The sequence below is a fragment of the Arthrobacter sp. 05T423 genome, from assembly GCF_056396245.1.
In genome coordinates this window covers 49,451-66,259 of the sequence record NZ_JBFTLC010000029.1, presented here as the reverse complement: position 1 = coordinate 66,259, position 16,809 = coordinate 49,451, and the positions used below count along the sequence as shown (strand labels likewise).

14 protein-coding genes and 2 tRNA genes are annotated in these 16,809 nt (G+C 67.5%); 6 read left to right on the top strand and 10 right to left on the bottom strand.

The features are described from left to right. Window positions 1-185, top strand: a 185-nt coding sequence (locus tag AC1DFE_RS18605) for a phosphoenolpyruvate carboxykinase domain-containing protein (protein WP_476907344.1), incomplete at its 5' end; no start/stop codon positions are given. Window positions 186-347: 162 nt separating this feature from the next. Here the strand turns inward: AC1DFE_RS18605 and AC1DFE_RS18600 are convergent. From AC1DFE_RS18600 to AC1DFE_RS18585, 4 genes are all read right to left on the bottom strand, one after another. After that, on the bottom strand, window positions 348-1,508 hold the full coding sequence (locus tag AC1DFE_RS18600; RefSeq protein ID WP_476907343.1) for a globin domain-containing protein: 1,161 nt from the start codon (window positions 1,506-1,508) through the stop codon (window positions 348-350). A 172-nt stretch (window positions 1,509-1,680) separates the two neighbouring features. Beyond that, window positions 1,681-2,130 (bottom strand): RrF2 family transcriptional regulator, encoded by a 450-nt coding sequence (locus AC1DFE_RS18595; RefSeq protein WP_476907342.1) that lies wholly within the window; start codon window positions 2,128-2,130, stop codon window positions 1,681-1,683. Window positions 2,131-2,229: 99 nt separating this feature from the next. Further along, window positions 2,230-2,709, bottom strand: coding sequence for a hypothetical protein (locus tag AC1DFE_RS18590; RefSeq protein WP_476907341.1), 480 nt, complete (start codon window positions 2,707-2,709; stop codon window positions 2,230-2,232). Between the two features lie 8 nt (window positions 2,710-2,717). Next, entirely contained in the window at window positions 2,718-4,136 is a 1,419-nt protein-coding gene (locus AC1DFE_RS18585) for a phosphomannomutase/phosphoglucomutase (protein WP_476907340.1), read from the bottom strand. Window positions 4,137-4,265: 129 nt separating this feature from the next. Here AC1DFE_RS18585 and AC1DFE_RS18580 point away from each other — a divergent pair, with 129 nt between their 5' ends. Continuing rightward, complete coding sequence (locus AC1DFE_RS18580; RefSeq protein ID WP_476907339.1) at window positions 4,266-6,479, top strand: RecQ family ATP-dependent DNA helicase; 2,214 nt, start codon at window positions 4,266-4,268, stop codon at window positions 6,477-6,479. Here AC1DFE_RS18580 and AC1DFE_RS18575 read toward each other — a convergent pair. From AC1DFE_RS18575 to AC1DFE_RS18565, 3 genes are all read right to left on the bottom strand, one after another. Then, complete coding sequence (locus AC1DFE_RS18575; protein WP_476907338.1) at window positions 6,424-7,899, bottom strand: MFS transporter; 1,476 nt, start codon at window positions 7,897-7,899, stop codon at window positions 6,424-6,426. The genes AC1DFE_RS18580 and AC1DFE_RS18575 overlap by 56 nt on opposite strands. A 143-nt stretch (window positions 7,900-8,042) precedes the next feature. Further along, window positions 8,043-8,130: transfer RNA gene (locus AC1DFE_RS18570), tRNA-Ser, on the bottom strand. Window positions 8,131-8,355: 225 nt separating this feature from the next. Then, window positions 8,356-10,572: a prolyl oligopeptidase family serine peptidase gene (locus tag AC1DFE_RS18565; RefSeq protein ID WP_476907337.1), complete on the bottom strand. Its 2,217-nt coding sequence runs from the start codon at window positions 10,570-10,572 to the stop codon at window positions 8,356-8,358. 61 nt (window positions 10,573-10,633) lie between these two features. Here AC1DFE_RS18565 and AC1DFE_RS18560 point away from each other — a divergent pair, with 61 nt between their 5' ends. Continuing rightward, window positions 10,634-12,625, top strand: coding sequence for an FAD/NAD(P)-binding protein (locus AC1DFE_RS18560; RefSeq protein ID WP_476907336.1), 1,992 nt, complete (start codon window positions 10,634-10,636; stop codon window positions 12,623-12,625). Window positions 12,626-12,737: 112 nt separating this feature from the next. On the opposite strand, the gene AC1DFE_RS18555 is transcribed toward AC1DFE_RS18560, so the two are convergent. The 3 genes from AC1DFE_RS18555 to AC1DFE_RS18545 form a co-directional block, all read right to left on the bottom strand. After that, window positions 12,738-13,559, bottom strand: a complete 822-nt coding sequence (locus AC1DFE_RS18555; RefSeq protein ID WP_476907335.1) for a VOC family protein — start codon at window positions 13,557-13,559, stop codon at window positions 12,738-12,740. A gap of 157 nt (window positions 13,560-13,716) precedes the next feature. Further along, window positions 13,717-13,848 carry a hypothetical protein gene (locus AC1DFE_RS18550; protein WP_476907334.1) on the bottom strand — a complete coding sequence of 44 codons (132 nt, stop codon included), beginning with the start codon at window positions 13,846-13,848 and terminating at the stop codon, window positions 13,717-13,719. Between the two features lie 304 nt (window positions 13,849-14,152). Further along, window positions 14,153-14,240: transfer RNA gene (locus tag AC1DFE_RS18545), tRNA-Ser, on the bottom strand. Between the two features lie 113 nt (window positions 14,241-14,353). Between AC1DFE_RS18545 and AC1DFE_RS18540 the strand changes: the two genes are divergently transcribed. From AC1DFE_RS18540 to AC1DFE_RS18530, 3 genes are all read left to right on the top strand, one after another. Then, window positions 14,354-15,337 carry an NAD(P)H-quinone oxidoreductase gene (locus AC1DFE_RS18540; protein ID WP_476907333.1) on the top strand — a complete coding sequence of 328 codons (984 nt, stop codon included), beginning with the start codon at window positions 14,354-14,356 and terminating at the stop codon, window positions 15,335-15,337. 122 nt (window positions 15,338-15,459) lie between these two features. Further along, window positions 15,460-16,074 (top strand): PadR family transcriptional regulator, encoded by a 615-nt coding sequence (locus tag AC1DFE_RS18535; protein WP_476907332.1) that lies wholly within the window; start codon window positions 15,460-15,462, stop codon window positions 16,072-16,074. Beyond that, a complete protein-coding gene (locus AC1DFE_RS18530; protein WP_476907331.1) occupies window positions 16,071-16,808 on the top strand; it encodes an ABC transporter ATP-binding protein in 738 nt (245 codons plus the stop codon). Before AC1DFE_RS18535 ends, AC1DFE_RS18530 begins: the two co-directional genes overlap by 4 nt. Window position 16,809 lies beyond the last annotated feature (1 nt).

Sequence of the window (16,809 nt, the reverse complement as noted above, 5' to 3'; positions counted from 1 at the left end):
GCGACTCCATCGACCTCACCGGACTGGACATGACCCCCGCCCAGGTGGAGGACGCCGTCCGCGTCGACGCCGACGAATGGAAGACCGAGCTCGCCTCGATCGAGGAGTGGTTCGCCAACTTCGGTGAGTCGCTGCCCGCAGCGCTCCAGCAGGAGCTCGACGGCCTGAAGGGCCGCCTGGCCTAGTCCACGCTCTTCGGGAAAAGCCAAAGTACGACGGCGGCCCCGCACCTTTTCTTCATAGGTGCGGGGCCGCCGTCGTCCGTTCCTGAGTTTTTGTCCAGATAATGGGGCGCCAAACCCCTCTAAGTCACGAGAAGTGGACAAAAACTCCAGGGTCGAAGGGAGTTAGGCCGCCAGCCAGACGTCGGGGCCGAAGACCTCGTAGTGGATCTTCGTGGCGGGGATGCCAGCGTTGATGGCCTCGTTGCGGATGTTCTTCATGAACGGCAGTGGACCGCACAGGTACAGCGACGCATTGGCGGGAAGGTCCACCTCGCGCAGGGACATGAAACCGGATTTGGACCCGGCTTCCGGCTGCTCAAGCCACAGCTGAAGGTCGGCGCCCTCGAGGCGTTCGACGTCGTCCGTCATCTGGGAGCGCAGGGCCCAGCTGTCCAGGGTGCTTTCGGCGTGCAGGACCAGCACCTGGCGGTCGGAGCCGGTTTCGGCCAGGGAACGCAGAATCGAGGCGGTGGGGGTGCAGCCGATGCCGGCTGATGCCAGGACCACGGGACCGTCGCCCTCCTTGAGTGTGATTTCGCCGAAGGGGTTGGAAATGTCGATGACGTCGCCCACTTCCACGCTGTTGTGCAGCACGGGGGAGACCTCGCCGCCGTCGTCGAGCTTGGTGGTGAAGCTGCGGCTGGTGCCGACGTCGCCGGAGAGGGAGTACTGGCGGACCTGGCGGAGGCCGTCCGGCAGGGTGACTTTGACGCTGATGTACTGGCCGGGCAGGGCTTCGGTGACGGGGGTGTCGTCGGCCGGTGCGAGGGTGAAGGTCACGGAGCCGGTGCCGGCTGGGGTTTTGGCGGCAACCCGCCAGGTGGTCCACATCTCGCCGTTGGCCTGGGCGGCGTACAGGCCCTTCTCGAGCTTGATCAGCGCGTCGGCCATGAGCCAGTAGACCTCCGTCCAGGCCTCGGCGATTTCCGGGGTGATGACCTCGGCAAGGTCCTCGGCGATGGCCGCGAACAGGTGCTCGTAGACCACCTGGTACTGCGGTTCGGTGATCCCGAGGGACGCGTGGCGGTGCGCGATGCGGGACAGCACGGTTTCCGGCAGGGTTCCCGGATTGGCCACGAGGTGGCTGGCAAAAGCGGCGATGCTTCCGGCCAGAGCCTGCTGCTGGGCCCCGTTGCGCTGGTTCGAGCGGCTGAACAGCCCGTCCAGCAGTTCCGGGTGCGCCGCGAAGAGCCGGGCGTAGAACTTGGGGGTGATCTCGCCGATTCGTGAACCGATCAGGGGAAGGGTGGCTTCGATGACAGGACGGGCTTTGTCCGAGAGCATTGACACTCCTGAGCTAGTGGTCCGGCGTCTTTAGCCGGTCCCGGGCTGCAGATACTCGCATTTTAAATACGAGTTTCTACACGTCTATTTCTACACCCCGTAGAAGGAATTTTTCAAATGCGGAAGGGGAGCGCGCTTTGGGCGGGGTTCGGCGTAAGGAGGCGGGGCGCCGTCAGGCGCCCGGGCGCAGCCCGATGGCCTCGAAAACGGGTGTCATCTGGCGTGAGGTCGGCAGGTCGGCCACCACGACGTCGTCGAGCTCACGGTAGAAAGCCTCGCGCGCGCGGGCCAGGGCGCCGCGGAGCCGGCACTCAATAATGAGCGGGCAACTGCCGGCCGGACCGATGCACTCGGCGGCGTCTTCCCTGGTATCCAGTTGCCGCAGTACCTGTCCCACGGTCACGCGGCGGCCGGCAGCGCTAAGCCGCGAGCCCCCGTTGCGGCCACGCTCAACGTCAATCAGCCCGAGCATCCGCAGCTTGGCCACGGCCTTGCTGACGTGGTTATACGGCGTTCCGACGGCATCCGCGACGTTCTGTGTAGTGAGCAGGCCGCCGTCGGGTGCGGCAGCGAGCACCATGAGGGCGCGCAGGCTGACGTCCGCGAAGGCGTTGATTTTCATGCTTCTAGCCTAATGACCTGTGCAAATCGCCGTTCCGTCCGGTGGCAACCGCACGGCTGGGCACATCGCGCGTGCGGCCCAAGCGCCGCCCCGTGCGGTCTAGTCCGCCCACACGACAGGCTCATTGGAATCCGCCGCAACGTCGCCGAACTCCCACTCGCCGCCCTCTGTGCCGGGGGAGTACGGCAGAACCGCCGCGAAAACCGCTCCGTCGCGGTGTTCGGATGCCACGTGGATGGCGTCCGAGTGCTCCTCGACCAGGGTGATATCGCAGACGATGGCGGCGGCGCGGAACTCGTCCCGGTGCTGGCGCAATAGCTCGGTGATGTCGCGGATCATCACGTCGGCGTCGAACTCGCTGTCGCCGTCGTCCGGATCCGCCGGCGAGACAGCCACAAGGCGGACGTCGCCGTCGTTCTCCATCACGAGGGCAAACGGCAGGAACCCGCCGCTGCGCTCAAGCTGCTCCTGGGCCGCAGCCATTCCGGTGCCCAGGAGGTTTTCCAGGTCCGTAGCGGTCGAGTCGGGCACGGACGCCCGCCACGATGGCTGGGCCGGGGTGGAGTCGGGCGATGTCACGGGGCGTCCTAGCTGCGGACCAGCGCCAGCACGCGGTCGCGCACGCGCTCCATGGTGGCCCGGTCCGTGGCTTCGGCGTTCAGCCGCAGGTACGGTTCGGTGTTGGAGGGGCGCAGGTTGAACCAGAAGCTGCCGTCTTTGGCGGTGAAGGTGCTGCCGTCAAGGTGGTCCACGGCCACGTCCTCGTCTTCAAAATCAGCCCGGACGCGCTCCACCGCGCCGGCCTTGTCCTCGATTTCGGAGTTGATTTCGCCGGAGGAAATGTAGGGCTCGTACTCGCGGCCGAGATCCGACAGTGGTCCCTCCTGCTCGCCGAGAGCGGCCAGCACGTGCATGGCCGCAAGCATCCCGGTGTCCGCGTTCCAGAAGTCGCGGAAGTAGAAGTGGGCGGAGTGCTCGCCGCCGAAGATCGCGCCTTCCTCGGCCATGACGGCCTTAATGAAGGAGTGGCCCACCCGGGTGCGCACCGCCCGGCCGCCGTCTTCGGCGACCAGCTCCGGCACGGCGCGCGAGGTCAGGAGGTTGTGGATGATGGTGGGATTCGCCTCGCCCTGCGCCTTCGCGCGGGCGATTTCGCGGCGGGCCACCATGCCCGTGATGGCTGATGGCGATACGGCCTCGCCCTTTTCGTCGATGACGAAGCAGCGGTCGGCGTCGCCGTCGAACGCCAGGCCGATGTCCGCACCGTGCTCGACGACGGCGGCCTGCAGGTCGCGCAGGTTTTCCGGCTCCAGGGGGTTGGCCGGGTGGTTGGGGAACGAGCCGTCCAGTTCGAAGTAGAGCGGAACGATGTCAAAGGGCAACTTCGGCAGCAGCGTGTCGCCCAGGACAGCCGGCGTGGTGAGTCCCGCCATGCCATTGCCCGCGTCCACCACGACCTTGAGGGGGCGCGAGCCGGAGAGGTCAACGAGAGTGCGCAGGTACTCGGCGTAGTCCTTCAGCACGTCCCGGACGCCGATCTGGCCATGGGTTTCAGCAGCCGGAATGGATCCCGTGTTCAGGTACTGCTCAGCGAGTGCCTGGATCTCCTTGAGGCCCGTCTCGGAGGAGATCGGGACCGCGCCGGCCTTGGCCATCTTGATGCCGTTGTATTCGGCGGGGTTGTGGCTCGCGGTGAAAGTGGCGCCCGCAGCATTCAGGGCACCGCACGCGTAGTACAGCTCGTCCGTGGAGATCAGGTCCAGCAGCTGGACGTTGGCTCCGCGGGTGGCGGCGCCGCTGGCGAACGCCTTGCTGAACTCAGGGGACGAGGGGCGCATGTCGCCGCCGACCAGGACGGTCTGGCCCTCCAGGCCAAGCACGTCAACGAACGCTGCGCCAACGGCCTCGACGATTTCAGCGCTGATCGATTCGCCCACGATGCCGCGGACGTCATACGCCTTGAACGAGGCCGAAAGGTCAAAAGTACGGGTCTGGTCGCTAGTCACGGCACTTATCTTACGGGCAAGCGTGCAGCGGCCTGTGAAGGGAAAGTCACAGAACTGCCTGGTGGCCGGTTGTCCACATAGGCCGGGCCCGGGGGTTGGTGTGTCAGAGGCGGCTGGGATACTGAATCAATGGCAAATAACCAGCACGTTCCCGTCCTTTCTTCTGCTCCCGGCCCAACAGGTTTCGGCGACGGAAGCGAACAGGAACCGGCGACTGCAACCCGCGGCCAGGCCCTTGCGGTGCTGCGCGAGCTGGTGGGCCGGCCGGATGCCGACTTCCACGACGGCCAGTTTGAAGCCATCGAGGCCCTGGTCGACGGCGCCCGCCGGACGCTCGTGGTGCAGCGGACCGGTTGGGGAAAGTCGGCGGTCTACTTCGTGGCGTCTCTGCTGCTTCGGCGGCGCGGGGCGGGGCCCACGCTCATCGTTTCGCCGCTGCTGGCCCTGATGCGGGACCAGGTGGCCGCTGCCGCCCGGGCAGGCGTCCGGGCCGTGGCCATCAACTCCGCCAACCAACTGGAGTGGGACACGGTGCGGGAGCAGCTTGCCAACGATCAGGTGGACGTCCTGCTGGTCTCACCCGAGCGGCTCACCAACCCATCGTTCCGCGAGCACCAGCTGCCTGAACTCATCCGGCGGACGGGGCTGCTGGTTATCGACGAGGCCCACTGCATCTCTGACTGGGGCCACGACTTCCGGCCCGACTACCGGCGCATTGCCGACCTCATCGCGCAGCTTCCGGATACCGTGCCAGTGCTGGCCACCACAGCCACCGCCAACTCCAGGGTGGTCCACGACATCGAGGAACAGCTGGGCGACGGCGTACTGACCATCCGCGGCGCACTGGGCAGGGAGTCGCTGCGCCTCGGAGTGCTGACGCTGCCTGACTCTCGCGAGCGTCTCGGTTGGCTGCTCACACACCTGGCCGATCTGCAGGGTAGCGGGATCATTTATACCCTGACGGTTTCAGCGGCAGAGGACACCGCCAGGCTGCTGGCCGAGGCGGGCCACGAGGTGCTGGCATACACGGGGCGGACTGACCCGGCGGACCGGGAGCGGGCGGAGCAGCTCCTCAAGGACAACCAGGTCAAGGCGCTTGTGGCCACCTCAGCGCTGGGAATGGGATTCGACAAACCGGACCTCGGTTTCGTGGTGCACCTCGGTGCACCGTCGTCCCCCGTCGCCTACTACCAGCAGGTGGGCAGGGCGGGCCGTGGCGCGGCCAACGCAGACGTCCTGCTTCTGCCCGGGTCCGAGGACCGCGAGATCTGGCAGTACTTTGCCACAGCGTCCATGCCCTCCGAGGAGAAGGCCACGGCGGTGCTGACAGCGTTGGCGGAGGCCGGTTCGGCCGTGTCCACCGTGGCGCTGGAGGCACGCGTGGACCTGCGCCGGACGCCCCTGGAGCTCCTGTTGAAGGTGCTCGCTGTGGACGGCGCGGTGGAAAGGGTAGGCGGTGGCTGGCGCTCCACCGGCATGCCCTGGACGTACGACGCCGAACGGTACCGGCGCATCTCGGAGGCCCGCGTGGACGAGCAGGACTCCATGGTCATCTACCAGGACACCGCCGGGTGCCGGATGGAATACATCACTTCCGTCCTGGACGACGAGACCGCTGCCGCCTGCGGGCGCTGCGACAACTGCGCAGGAAGGTGGTTCCCGGCGGACGTCGCCTCCACAGCGACGGAGGCTGCCGGGCAGACCCTCAGCCGCGCGGGCATCGTGCTGGAGTCCCGGCTGCAGTGGCCCAGCGGTATGGACCGTCTCGGGGTGCCGGTGAAGGGCAAGATCAAAGCCGACGAGAACATTGCTGACGGCCGGGTGCTCGCCCGGCTGACGGACCTCGGCTGGGGCGGGGCGCTGCGGGAACTCTTCGCGGCAGGAGCTCCGGACCGCGCCGTCGATCCCGGCATGCTGCAGGCCTGTGTCCAGGTGCTGCGCGAATGGGGCGCCGGTGATTCCCGGATTCCCGGCTGGAGCGGCGCAGGCAGGCCTGCGGCGATTGTCAGCATGCCCTCGCGCAGCAGGCCTGAACTCGTGGACACCCTGGCGCGCGGCATCTCCGACATCGGCCGGATCCCGTACCTCGGCCAGCTGCAGCTCGAACACGGAGGCCCCACAGGAGGCCGCGGCGGCAACAGCGCCTACCGGCTGGCCGGAGTATGGGACCGCCTCGTAGTGGGCGAGCCCCTGGCCGCAGGGCTCGCCGGACTGGGCGGCGGGAGCGTGATGCTCATCGACGACCTCGTGGACAGCCGGTGGACCGTCACAGTCGCCGGACGCGCGCTCAGGCGGGCCGGTGCGGGCGCGGTGCTTCCGCTGGCACTGGCCCAGGCCGGCTGACCTCGGCCCCGGCGTGCCGGTGCAGCAAGAGGCTGTCAACGGTGCTGAGGAGCATTAGCACAGAAATCGACAAGAACGCGCCGCGGTAGGCGGCCACTCCGATCCCGTCCGGTCCGGCCGACAGGATGCCGCCAAGCCCGGACGACAGCAGGGAATCAGTCCCGAAGAGCCGGAGCAGCAGGGCGCCCACCGCAATGCCGGCTCCGGTAGCCAGCTGGACGAGCGTTGCCGAGACGGCGTTGGCTGACGTCAGCTGCCCAGGCTGGATATCGGCGTACTGGACCGATGCGTACGCGGAGAAGCCGATGGAACGGAACGCCCCGCTGCACACGAGCAGCGCGAACACCAGAGGTTCCGGTGTTGCCGGGGTCAGCATCGCACAGAGGGCGAAGGTCGCAGCAGATGTTAGGGACGCGAACACCAGCACCGGTTTGAACCCGAAGCGCCTGATGAGGGGCGTCGTGGCGGGTTTGATGCCAATGTTCCCGATGAACACGGCGGCCACCATGATGCCGGCATGCAGGGGGCTCCAGCCGAAGCCGTTCTGGAACATCAGCGGCAACAGGAACGGCACCGCACTGATGGTGAGCCGGTAGATGAAGCCGCCCGAGTTTGTGGCCCGGAAGGTTCGGCTGCCAAACACTGTCAGGTCAAACAACGGGTTCGCCGCGCGACGCATCCAAATGACCGCCGCGGCCAGGGCGAGAACCCCGGCCAGAATGCTCGGCCAGGTCCACAAGCCGCCGGGGTGGCCGCTGGCCAGTTCCAGGCCCGCCACCAGCGCGCCCACGCCCGCCGTGGTGAGGGCAAGTCCCTGCCAGTCGAGCCGGCGGTTCCGGTCCCCGGTGACCGCGGGAACCAGGCGTAGGGCGGCCAGGAAGGCTGCGGCGCCGAGCGGCAGGTTGATCAGGAAGATCCAGTGCCAGGACAGGTAGGTGGTCAGTGCGCCGCCCACGAGTGGCGCCAGCACCGGAGCCAGGAGACCGGGCCAGACGAGGTAGGCCGTGGCGCGCAGCAGATCCGACTTTGGCGTTCCTCGAAGCACCAGCAGCGTACCGACCGGAACCATCATCGCTCCGCCCAGGCCCTGCAGGACGCGGCTGACAGTCAGCATTGTGAGGTCCTGGCTCGCGGCGCACAGCAGTGACGCCACCGTAAAGACGGCGATGGCCAGGCAAAAAATCCGCCGGGGTCCGAGTCGCTCTGCCAGCCAGCCGCTCAGGGGGATGCCCATGGCCACCGTCATCAGGTAGGCGGTCATGGTGATGTTCACGCTGGCCGACGGCACGCCAAAATCTCCGGCGATGCTCGGGATGGCGGTGGTCAGCACAGTCCCGTCGAGGAACTCCATGAAGAACGTGGCCGCCACGAGCAACGCCAGCCGGGGACTCCAGGCCTGGCTGGCGGAAAGCTTGTTCATGCAATCATCCTGCCACCGGAAAGCGGTTTACTGCCTTGGGGGTCCGGCCCTCGGACGGCGGTAGCGGCCGGGTTTGCGGCCAAGCGGAGGGCGGAGGAGTCCGCGAAAGCAAAAGGCCCCGGTCCGAGGACCGGGGCCAAACGCGGAGACGGGGGGATTTGAACCCCCGGTGGAGTTGTGCCCCACACTTCATTAGCAGTGAAGCCCATTCGGCCGCTCTGGCACGTCTCCAATTGCTATTCCTAGCCCACCAAGGATACGCAGAACGTGCCATTCAGCGCAAAACGGCCGGTATGGCACGCCAAAAACGCGTCCGGCCGTGCACATTACCCGAGTTTTTGTCCAGATAATGCGGGCTCGAGGGGCCTTAACCCGCGATATGTGGACAAAAACTCCAGGGAGGCGGCGCGAAAAACTCCAGGGAGGTTGGCGATAACGTCCCGAAGGGGCTCGTGGTCAGGCCGTGCCCTCCGCCAGCGCCTTCCACAGGAAGTGCTGGCTGCGGCCCTGGAGCGCGGCGGCCTGCCGGTTGTCCGAGGCGCCGGCGTGCCCGCCCTCCAGTGCTTCGTGGAACCAGACGTTGGGAATGCCCATCGCCAGCATGCGTGCGGCCATCTTCCGGGCCTGCACGGGGCCCACCCGGTCATCGGACGTTGCGGTCCAGATGAAGGTTTCCGGGTAGTCCACGCCGTCCCTCAGCTGGTGGTAGGGCGAGAACGTTTTGATGAACTCCCAGTGCGCGGGCAGGTCTGGGTCCCCGTACTCGGCAATCCACGAGTGGCCCGCCGAGAGCTTGGTGTACCGGCGCATGTCCAGCAGCGGCACTCCGCAGGACACGGCGCCGAACAGCTCCGGGAACCGAGTCAGCATGTTGCCCACGAGCAGTCCGCCGTTGGAGCCGCCGACGCAGCCCAGGCGCTCCCTGCTGGTGACGCCCCGCGAGATCAGGTCCCGAGCCACCGCCGCAAAGTCCTCATAGGCGCGGTGCCGGTTTTCCTGCAGCGCGGCCCGGTGCCATGAGGGACCGTACTCGCCGCCGCCACGGATGTTGGCCACGACGTACACGCCGCCCCGGCTGTGCCCCTCGGCGCCGCCGTCGCCTGGAACCGCCGCCGTGCGCCGCTCCAGCCAGGCCCGGCCGACGGTGCCGCTGTATGCCGGCGTGCGCGAGACCTCGAAGCCGCCGTAGCCGGAGAGCTGCGTGGGGTTCTGCCCGTCGAGCACCAGGCTGCGCGCCGCCACCTGGAAGTACGGCACCTTCGTGCCGTCCGCCGAGACGGCGAAGTGCTGCTGCACTTCGTAGTCGGTTTCATTGAAGAACGACGGCGATACCTTCACCACCGCATGGCTGCTCACCACGCCTGCCACTGAGGTCGCGGTCGCCCCGTTGACTGTCCCGCGGGTCAGCGTGCCGCGTGTCAGGGTGCTCGGCGTCGTGAAACCGGTGGCCACGAGCCAGAAGTCGTCCCCGGACCCGTCTACCGCTTCGTCGTCCACGGCGAAGGCATTGACGTCGTGCAGCGGCGGGCAGGCGTCCAGCAGCGAGGACCCCCACGAGTCGGCAGGGTCCAGCACCCGGATTTCCGAGGACACATCCTTCAGCAGGTTCAGCAGCAGGAAGTTCCGCGTCCAGCTCCAGGACTGCAGGGAGGTGTGCGCGTCCGGTGCGAAGAGCACCGTCAGGTCGCGCTGGCCGGCCAGGTACGCCTGGAAATCAGCCGCGACCAGGGACCCTGCCGCATAGGTGCTGCCGTTCACCGTCCAGTCGCGCTGCGGCCGGAACAGCAGCCATTCCCGGTGCACACCCGTGTTCACATCGGTGGGCACGTCCACGGGCACCCAGTCACCGTCCTGCAGCACGAAGGTGCGGCGGTTGAAGAAGTCGATCCAGTCCACCGCGAACGTGCGCTCAAAGCCGGGCGTGGAGTCGTGGGCCACGATCGCCATCATGTGGTCCTCGGCGATCTCGAAGACGCGCGGCGCGTCCGTCAGGTCCTGGCCCCGGCGGAGCCGCACCGCGGTCCTGGCGTACGAGGACGCCGTGCGCGGGAGATCCCCGGCGGTGCTGGCGACCAGCAGCGTGTCCGCATCGAGCCACGAGACGTTCCCTTTCGCCGTCGGGAGGTCAAAGCCGCCGGCGGCGGAATCAACAAAGGCCCGGGTCTCGACGTCGAACTCGCGGTAGCGGTTGGCGTCGCCGCCGTCGGGGGACAGTGCCACCAGTGCGCGCCGGTACGGCTCCCCGGGTTCGGGGCGGAGCAGGTTTGCCCCGTGGAAGACCCATTCCACGCCGTCGGCGGATGCCAGGGCAGCGACGTCGAGCAGCACGTCCCACTCCGGGGCGTCACTGCAGTAGCTGTCCCAGGTGGTCCGGCGCCACAGACCCTTGGGGTTCTGCCGGTCCTTCCAGAAGTTGTAGTACCACTCGCCGTGCTTGCTCACCATGGCGATCTTGTCCGTGGAGTCCAGCACCTCGAGGATGTCGCCCTCGAGCTTGGCATAGTCGGCGTCCTCCAGCAGGTCCTCGGTGCGGGCATTCTGCTCGCGCACCCAGGCCAGCTGTTCCTCGCCGTAGATGTCCTCCAGCCAGATGTTCTCGTCGGTGGGCGCGGGCGCGGTCTCGGTGGGGACGGCGTCTGACGCGGGGGCAGAATCAGCTGCAGTGGTGGTCATGCGCCCATCCAAACAACATCCCCGCTCAGCTAGCAAGTCACATGCCGATACTCTGGAAGGCGTGGTTATTTCGCAGAGCATCCGGACGGCCCTTATTGGCGCCGGGCCGAGGGGTACCAGCGTGCTGGAACGGTTGCTCGCCAACTGGTCCGCCGCCCGCCCTGCCGGAGCCCGCCTGCATATCGACGTCGTTGATCCGTTTCCGGCCGGTCCGGGACACGTCTGGCAGCCGGGCCAGTCCCGCCTCTACCTGATGAACACGCAGTCGTTCTACCCCACGCTGGTTCCCGAGGACACGGGACTGGCCGCGCCGGTGGCCGGCACCACCTTCGACCGCTGGCGGACCACCCAGCAGCGAAGCCCTCTGCCGGAGCTCTCCGACGACGAGCGGGAGGAACTCGCCGCGCTGGGTTCCGGCGACTTCCCCAGCCGCGCCATCTACGGCCGCTACCTGCGGTCCACGTTCGAGGAGCTGCTCGCCGCAGTGCCTGACGGCGTCACCATCGACGTGCACCAGGCGACGGCTACCGCCGCGCGCCGGCAGCCGGACGGAAGGTTCAAGATCGAACTGGACGGGGGCGGACCGGACGCGGGCGGACCGAACGGCGGCGGGGCGCTCACCGTCGATTCGGTGGTCCTCGCTCTGGGCCACCTCGCCTCCCGCCTCAGCCCCGAACAGCGCGAACTGCAGGCGGCCGCCGCGCAATTCGGCCTGCGCTACCTGCCGCCGGCCGTTCCGGCCGACGTCGATTGGAGCGTAATTCCCGCGCAGGAACCAGTGCTGGTTCGCGGTATGGGCCTGAACTTCTTCGACGTGATGGGCCAGCTTACGGAGGGCCGGGGCGGGAAGTTCGTGGAGGCCGGTGACGGCCTCGAGTACCTGCCCTCGGGCCAGGAGCCGTTGATCTTCGCCGCGTCCCGGCGGGGAACGCCCTACCGGACCAAGGCCAACCTCGCGGGCTACTATCCGGCGTCGGTCACGCTCCGCTACTTCACCGGGAAGGCGCTGCAGAGGTTCGCGGCGGCCGGTATTGTCCCGGCGTTCGACCATGACCTGTGGCCGCTCCTGCACCGGGACGCGCTCTGGGCCTACTACACCACCCTGGTGCGCTCGCATCCGGACACCGTGCCGGACCATGCCGCGTTTTTGAAGGAGCTGGACCACGCCCTGCATCCGCATGCCCACGGCATTGGCCGGTGGGAGGAGGAGTTCAACGCCATCGTCGGCCGGCATGTCCCCCTGGACAGCAGGCTGAACCTGCGCGGCCTTGCCGCCCCGCTGGCCGGGCGGACTTTCGCTTCACGAGCTGAGCTGGGTGCCGCCGTCGTTGACTACCTCGACGACGACGCCCGGCGTTCTTCGCGTGGGGAGGACGATCCCGTCAAGATGGCCATCGGCGCGCTGCACCATGGCCGTGCCGTGCTGAAGTCGGTGGTTGCCGACGGCGGCATCACCGACGAGTCATGGGTCGCCGGCCTGCGGGGCTGGTTTGAGTCCTTGGTGGAGGGCCTTGCCAGCGGTCCGCCGGCGCTGCGCGCCGAGCAGCTGGCGGCGCTGGCACGGGCCGGAATTGTCAGCTTCGTGGGGCCGGATCCCAAGTTCGGCGTGGACCGGGGTAAGCGGGCCTTCACCGCCGCCTCGCCGTGGGTCAGGGGCGGGCCCGCGGAAGCACGCACGCTGGTGGAGGCACTGGCACCGGCCAACAGGGTGGCCCTCAACGAGTCGCCGCTGCTGGAACAGCTCCTTGCCGACGGGCTCGTGCGGCCGCGGACCATGATGACGGTGGAAGGCACGCCGGTGCAGTCCTCCGGGCTCGACGTCCGTCCGCACCCCTACCGCCCGGTGGCAGCCAACGGCGAGGTGAGCGGCCGGCTGTACGTGCTGGGGCTCCAGCTCTCGGCCTCCCAGTGGGGGACAGCCATAGCCGCCGAAGCAGCCCAGCAGGCTGGTCCCGTCTACCCCAGCGGGCAGCGCACCCTGCGCGACGCCGACGAGATCGCCCGCGACATCCTCGGCCTGGCCCCCAACACTTCCGCAGTTCCCGGCGCCTGATCGGGAACGCTCCCGCAGCCCCCGTCGTGACACCACCCTCTGGCCGCACAAAGAAATGCCGGCCGGCAGCTTCGCGGGAAGCTGACGGCCGGCATTTATTAGGGGAATGTGCCTACAGTGCGCCCTGTCCGCCGGTCTCGGCGTCGCCGGTGCCGCCCTGTCCCGTGTCCGCCACGAGCTTGAACCTCGCCCCGGTGGGGTCCGTCAGCGTGGCCATTCGGCCGTGGGGAGTGTCATCCGGTCCGTCAATCACCGTCGCTCCCATGTTCACGGCCTTGTCAGTGGCGGCGTCGGCGTCCGTCACGGCGAAATAGACGACCCAGTTGGAGGGCACCTGGGCGGGAAGATCGGACGAGGCGTCATAGATCCCGGCCTTGGCCTCCCGGCCGGCACCCAGCGTGGTGTAACGGAACTCCGGGGTGTCGCTCATGACGTCGGTATCCCAGCCAAACACCTCCTGATAGAACTTCACCGCGGCGTCGTAGTCCTTGGTGTGAAGTTCGTGCCAGGCCGGGGCGCCCGGCTCGCCAACAAGCTCGTAGCCGCGCATCTCCCGCGGCTGCCACACGCCGATTGCGGCGCCCGAGGCATCGCCAAAGAACGCCATGTGGCCCTGTTCCGGGACGTCCATGGGCTCCATGTACACCTGGCCGCCGTTTGCGGAAACCGCTGCGGCTGTGGCGGCGGCGTCGTCGGACCACAGATAGGTGGACCACGCGTCCGGCATGCCCGCCTGGTCCTCCTGCTTCTGCATGATGCCGGCCACGGTCTTGCCGTTCTTTGTGGCGGTGATGTAGCCGCCGTACTTTTCCTGGTCTCCGGTCTGGAAGTCCCAGCCGAACAGTTCGCCATAGAACTGTTTCGCCTGGTTGGCGTCGGTGGTCATGAGGTCGACCCAGCAGGGGGCGCCGGGAGTGGGTTCGGGCGTAGGCATGGACTGCTCCTGGTGTGGTTTGCGGGACATCCCCGCAGGTCATGGAGGTGCTACGGACAGAACCGACACTATGCCGGGGGTGTGACAGTTTCAATGGGGCTAGCCAGAGCAATGCGGCCAGCCAGAGCAGCGGGGCCAGTCAGCGCGGGACGGCCACTCAGCGCTGGTCCGAGTATGACGTGGCCGGCTCCTGGTCGTCGTCAGCCTCGATCCACGCGATGAAGTCCTTCAGCGACATGCACCAGTAGTAGTCCGAGTACCTCAGGCCCTGCTTCTCAGCCTTGCTCATGACCTCGACCCCCACATGCGACGGTGGATGCGGAAGCTCTTCCCCGCGGGTTGCGGGAAGGAGCGGTGCTGATACAAGTGAACGCCTTCCGGCAGGGCCGCGCATGAGTGGCGCGTACTCGAATTCTGCAGGGCAGGTACTCGGATTACCTGATTTTCGGGCCCCCGCCCGTACCCCTACTTGCCCGTACGAAGCACCCCTACTTGCTGACGCAAAAGGCCGGCCAAGCCAATCTTTCGATTGGCCCGGCCGGCCCTCAAAATGGCCGTCAGTGTACGGCTTTCGCACGGCACTGACTCCTGCGCGGAAGGTAAGAGATTCGAACTCTTGGTACGGGGTTACCGCACACTGGTTTTCAAGACCAGCTCCTTCGGCCGCTCGGACAACCTTCCCTAACTAGTAGTGTTTCATAGGCAGTTGGCTGCAACAAAAACCGCCGCGTGGCAGTTGTCGCCGGTGCACAGTATTTTTGGGGCAGGAATCAGCTAGAAATCGGGAGTTCGCCATGAAAGCCGTCTTTATCTCGGAGCCCGGCGGGCCGGAAGTGCTGGAAATCCGTGAGGTGCCGGCTCCCAAGCCGGGCCACGGCGAGGTCCTCATCGATGTGGTGGCGGCGGGACTGAACCGCGCTGACGTCCAGCAGCGCAGGGGCTTCTACCCGCCACCGCCGGGTGCTTCGGAAATTCCCGGGCTGGAGGTTTCCGGCAGGATCGCGGGCTTCGGCCCGGGCGTTGCCAAGCCGTTTTCCATCGGGGACAAGGTGGTGGCCCTGCTGTCCGGCGGCGGCTACGCCCAGCAGGTCGCGGTGCCGTCGGAGCAGGTGCTGAGGATTCCCGACGGCGTCGACCTGGTGACCGCTGCCGCCCTGCCTGAGGTGGCGGCAACGGTGTATTCAAACCTGGTCATGACGGCGCAACTGCAGCCGGGGGAGACGGTCCTGATCCACGGGGCCACGGGAGGCATTGGCACCATGGCCATCCAGCTCGCCAAGGCGTTGGGCGCCACCGTGGCCACCACCGCGGGGACCGACGAAAAAGTCAGCACCGCCAAGGCCTTCCTCGGTGCCGACATCGCCATCAACTACGCAGAGGAGGACTTCGCCGAGAGCCTCCGCGCCCAGAACGGGGGCAAGGGTGCCGACGTCATCCTCGACGTCGTGGGCGCCAAGTACCTGCAGAAAAACGTGGACGCACTGGCGGACTACGGCCGGCTTGTCGTCATCGGGCTGCAGGGAGGCGCCAAGGGCGAACTGGACCTGGGGCAGCTGCTGCGAAAGCGCGCGGCCGTCGTCGCCACGGCCCTCCGTCCCCGTCCGGCTGCGGAGAAGGGCGTCATCATGGCGGCGGTCCGGGACTCCGTATGGCCCCTCGTCACTGACGGGCGGATCCAGCCGCTGGTGGCCAAGACGTTCCCGCTGGACCAGGCCAGGGCGGCCCACAAGTACTTCGATTCCGGCGAGCACGTGGGCAAAGTCCTGCTGCTGATGTAACAGCGCCTCGGTAGATACTCAGTATTGCCATCCACGAAGACTCCGGCTAGGCTCGTGGCATACGCGGTATGCACACGTCTTGGGGGCGTGTGCATGCCGCTGACTTCCAGCCAAGGAGCCAGATGTCCATCCGCCACAGCCTCCTCGCCCTCCTCCAGGACCAGCCGCGTTACGGCTACCAGCTCAGGGTCGAATTCGAAGACCGCACCGGTTCCACCTGGCCGCTGAACATCGGGCAGGTGTACACCACGCTTGACCGGCTGGAACGTGACGGCCTGGTCAGCAACGACGGCGGCGACGGCGAAGGCCACGTCGTGTACAGCATCACCGACGCCGGCAGGGCAGAGGTCCAGGGCTGGTTCGCGACGCCGGTGGAACGCAGCAACCCGCCGCGGAACGAGCTCGCCATCAAACTTGCGCTCGCCGTCACCCTGCCGGGCGTGGACGTGGCAGCCATCATCCAGGCCCAGCGCGCCGCTTCCATGCGTGCCCTGCAGGACTATACGAAGGCGCGGCGGGACACCGCCGCCAACCAGCGGGCAGCAGACACGGCCTGGCTGCTGGTGCTGGATTCGCTGATCTTCCAGACCGAGGCCGAGATCCGCTGGCTGGACCTATGCGAGGCCCGGATGGTGCAGCTTGCACAGGCTTCCGGCACGCGCAGCCAGGCACGTAAACCGTCCAACGGGGTCGCTGTGGAAGAGGCTGCCCCGCTCACAGCGGAGAACCGCCGGTGAGCGTGCAGGGGACCCAGCAGGTCCTTGAACTCGCGAAGGTCAGCAGGACGTTCGGCCAGGGAGCGACGGCGGTCGCCGCGCTGCGGGATGTTGACCTCACCGTCAACGCCGGGGAATTCGTTGCGGTGATGGGGCCGTCCGGTTCCGGAAAATCATCCCTGCTGGCGCTGGCCGGCGGACTGGACCGGCCGACGTCGGGCGGCGTCTTTGTGGAGTCAACGCCCCTGGCGGGGCTGGGACTGAACGCGCTGGCACGGCTCCGCCGCCGTGCCGTGGGGTACGTCTTCCAGGACTTCAACCTGGTCCCGACGCTGTCGGCCGCCGAAAATGTCGCCCTGCCGCTCGAGCTCGACGGCGTGCCGGCCAGGAAAGCGCACCGGCAGGCACTGGATGCCCTGCGGCAGGTGGGCATCCCGGAGCTGGCAGACCGGTTCATGGACGAAATGTCCGGCGGCCAGCAGCAGCGCGTGGCCATTGCGCGAGCCATCGTGGGGAGCCGGCGGCTGATCCTCGCCGACGAACCCACCGGCGCGCTTGACTCCACGACAGGCCACGGCGTGATGGAGGTCCTCCGCTCCCGGGCCGACGCCGGCGCCGCCGTCATGCTGGTCACGCACGAGGCGCGCCACGCAGCGTGGGCCGACCGTGTGGTGTTTATCCGCGACGGCAGGATCGTGGACGAGGCAGCGGCGATGCACGATCCCGCCGTTCTTCTGGCGCCGGTTGGCCGCTGAG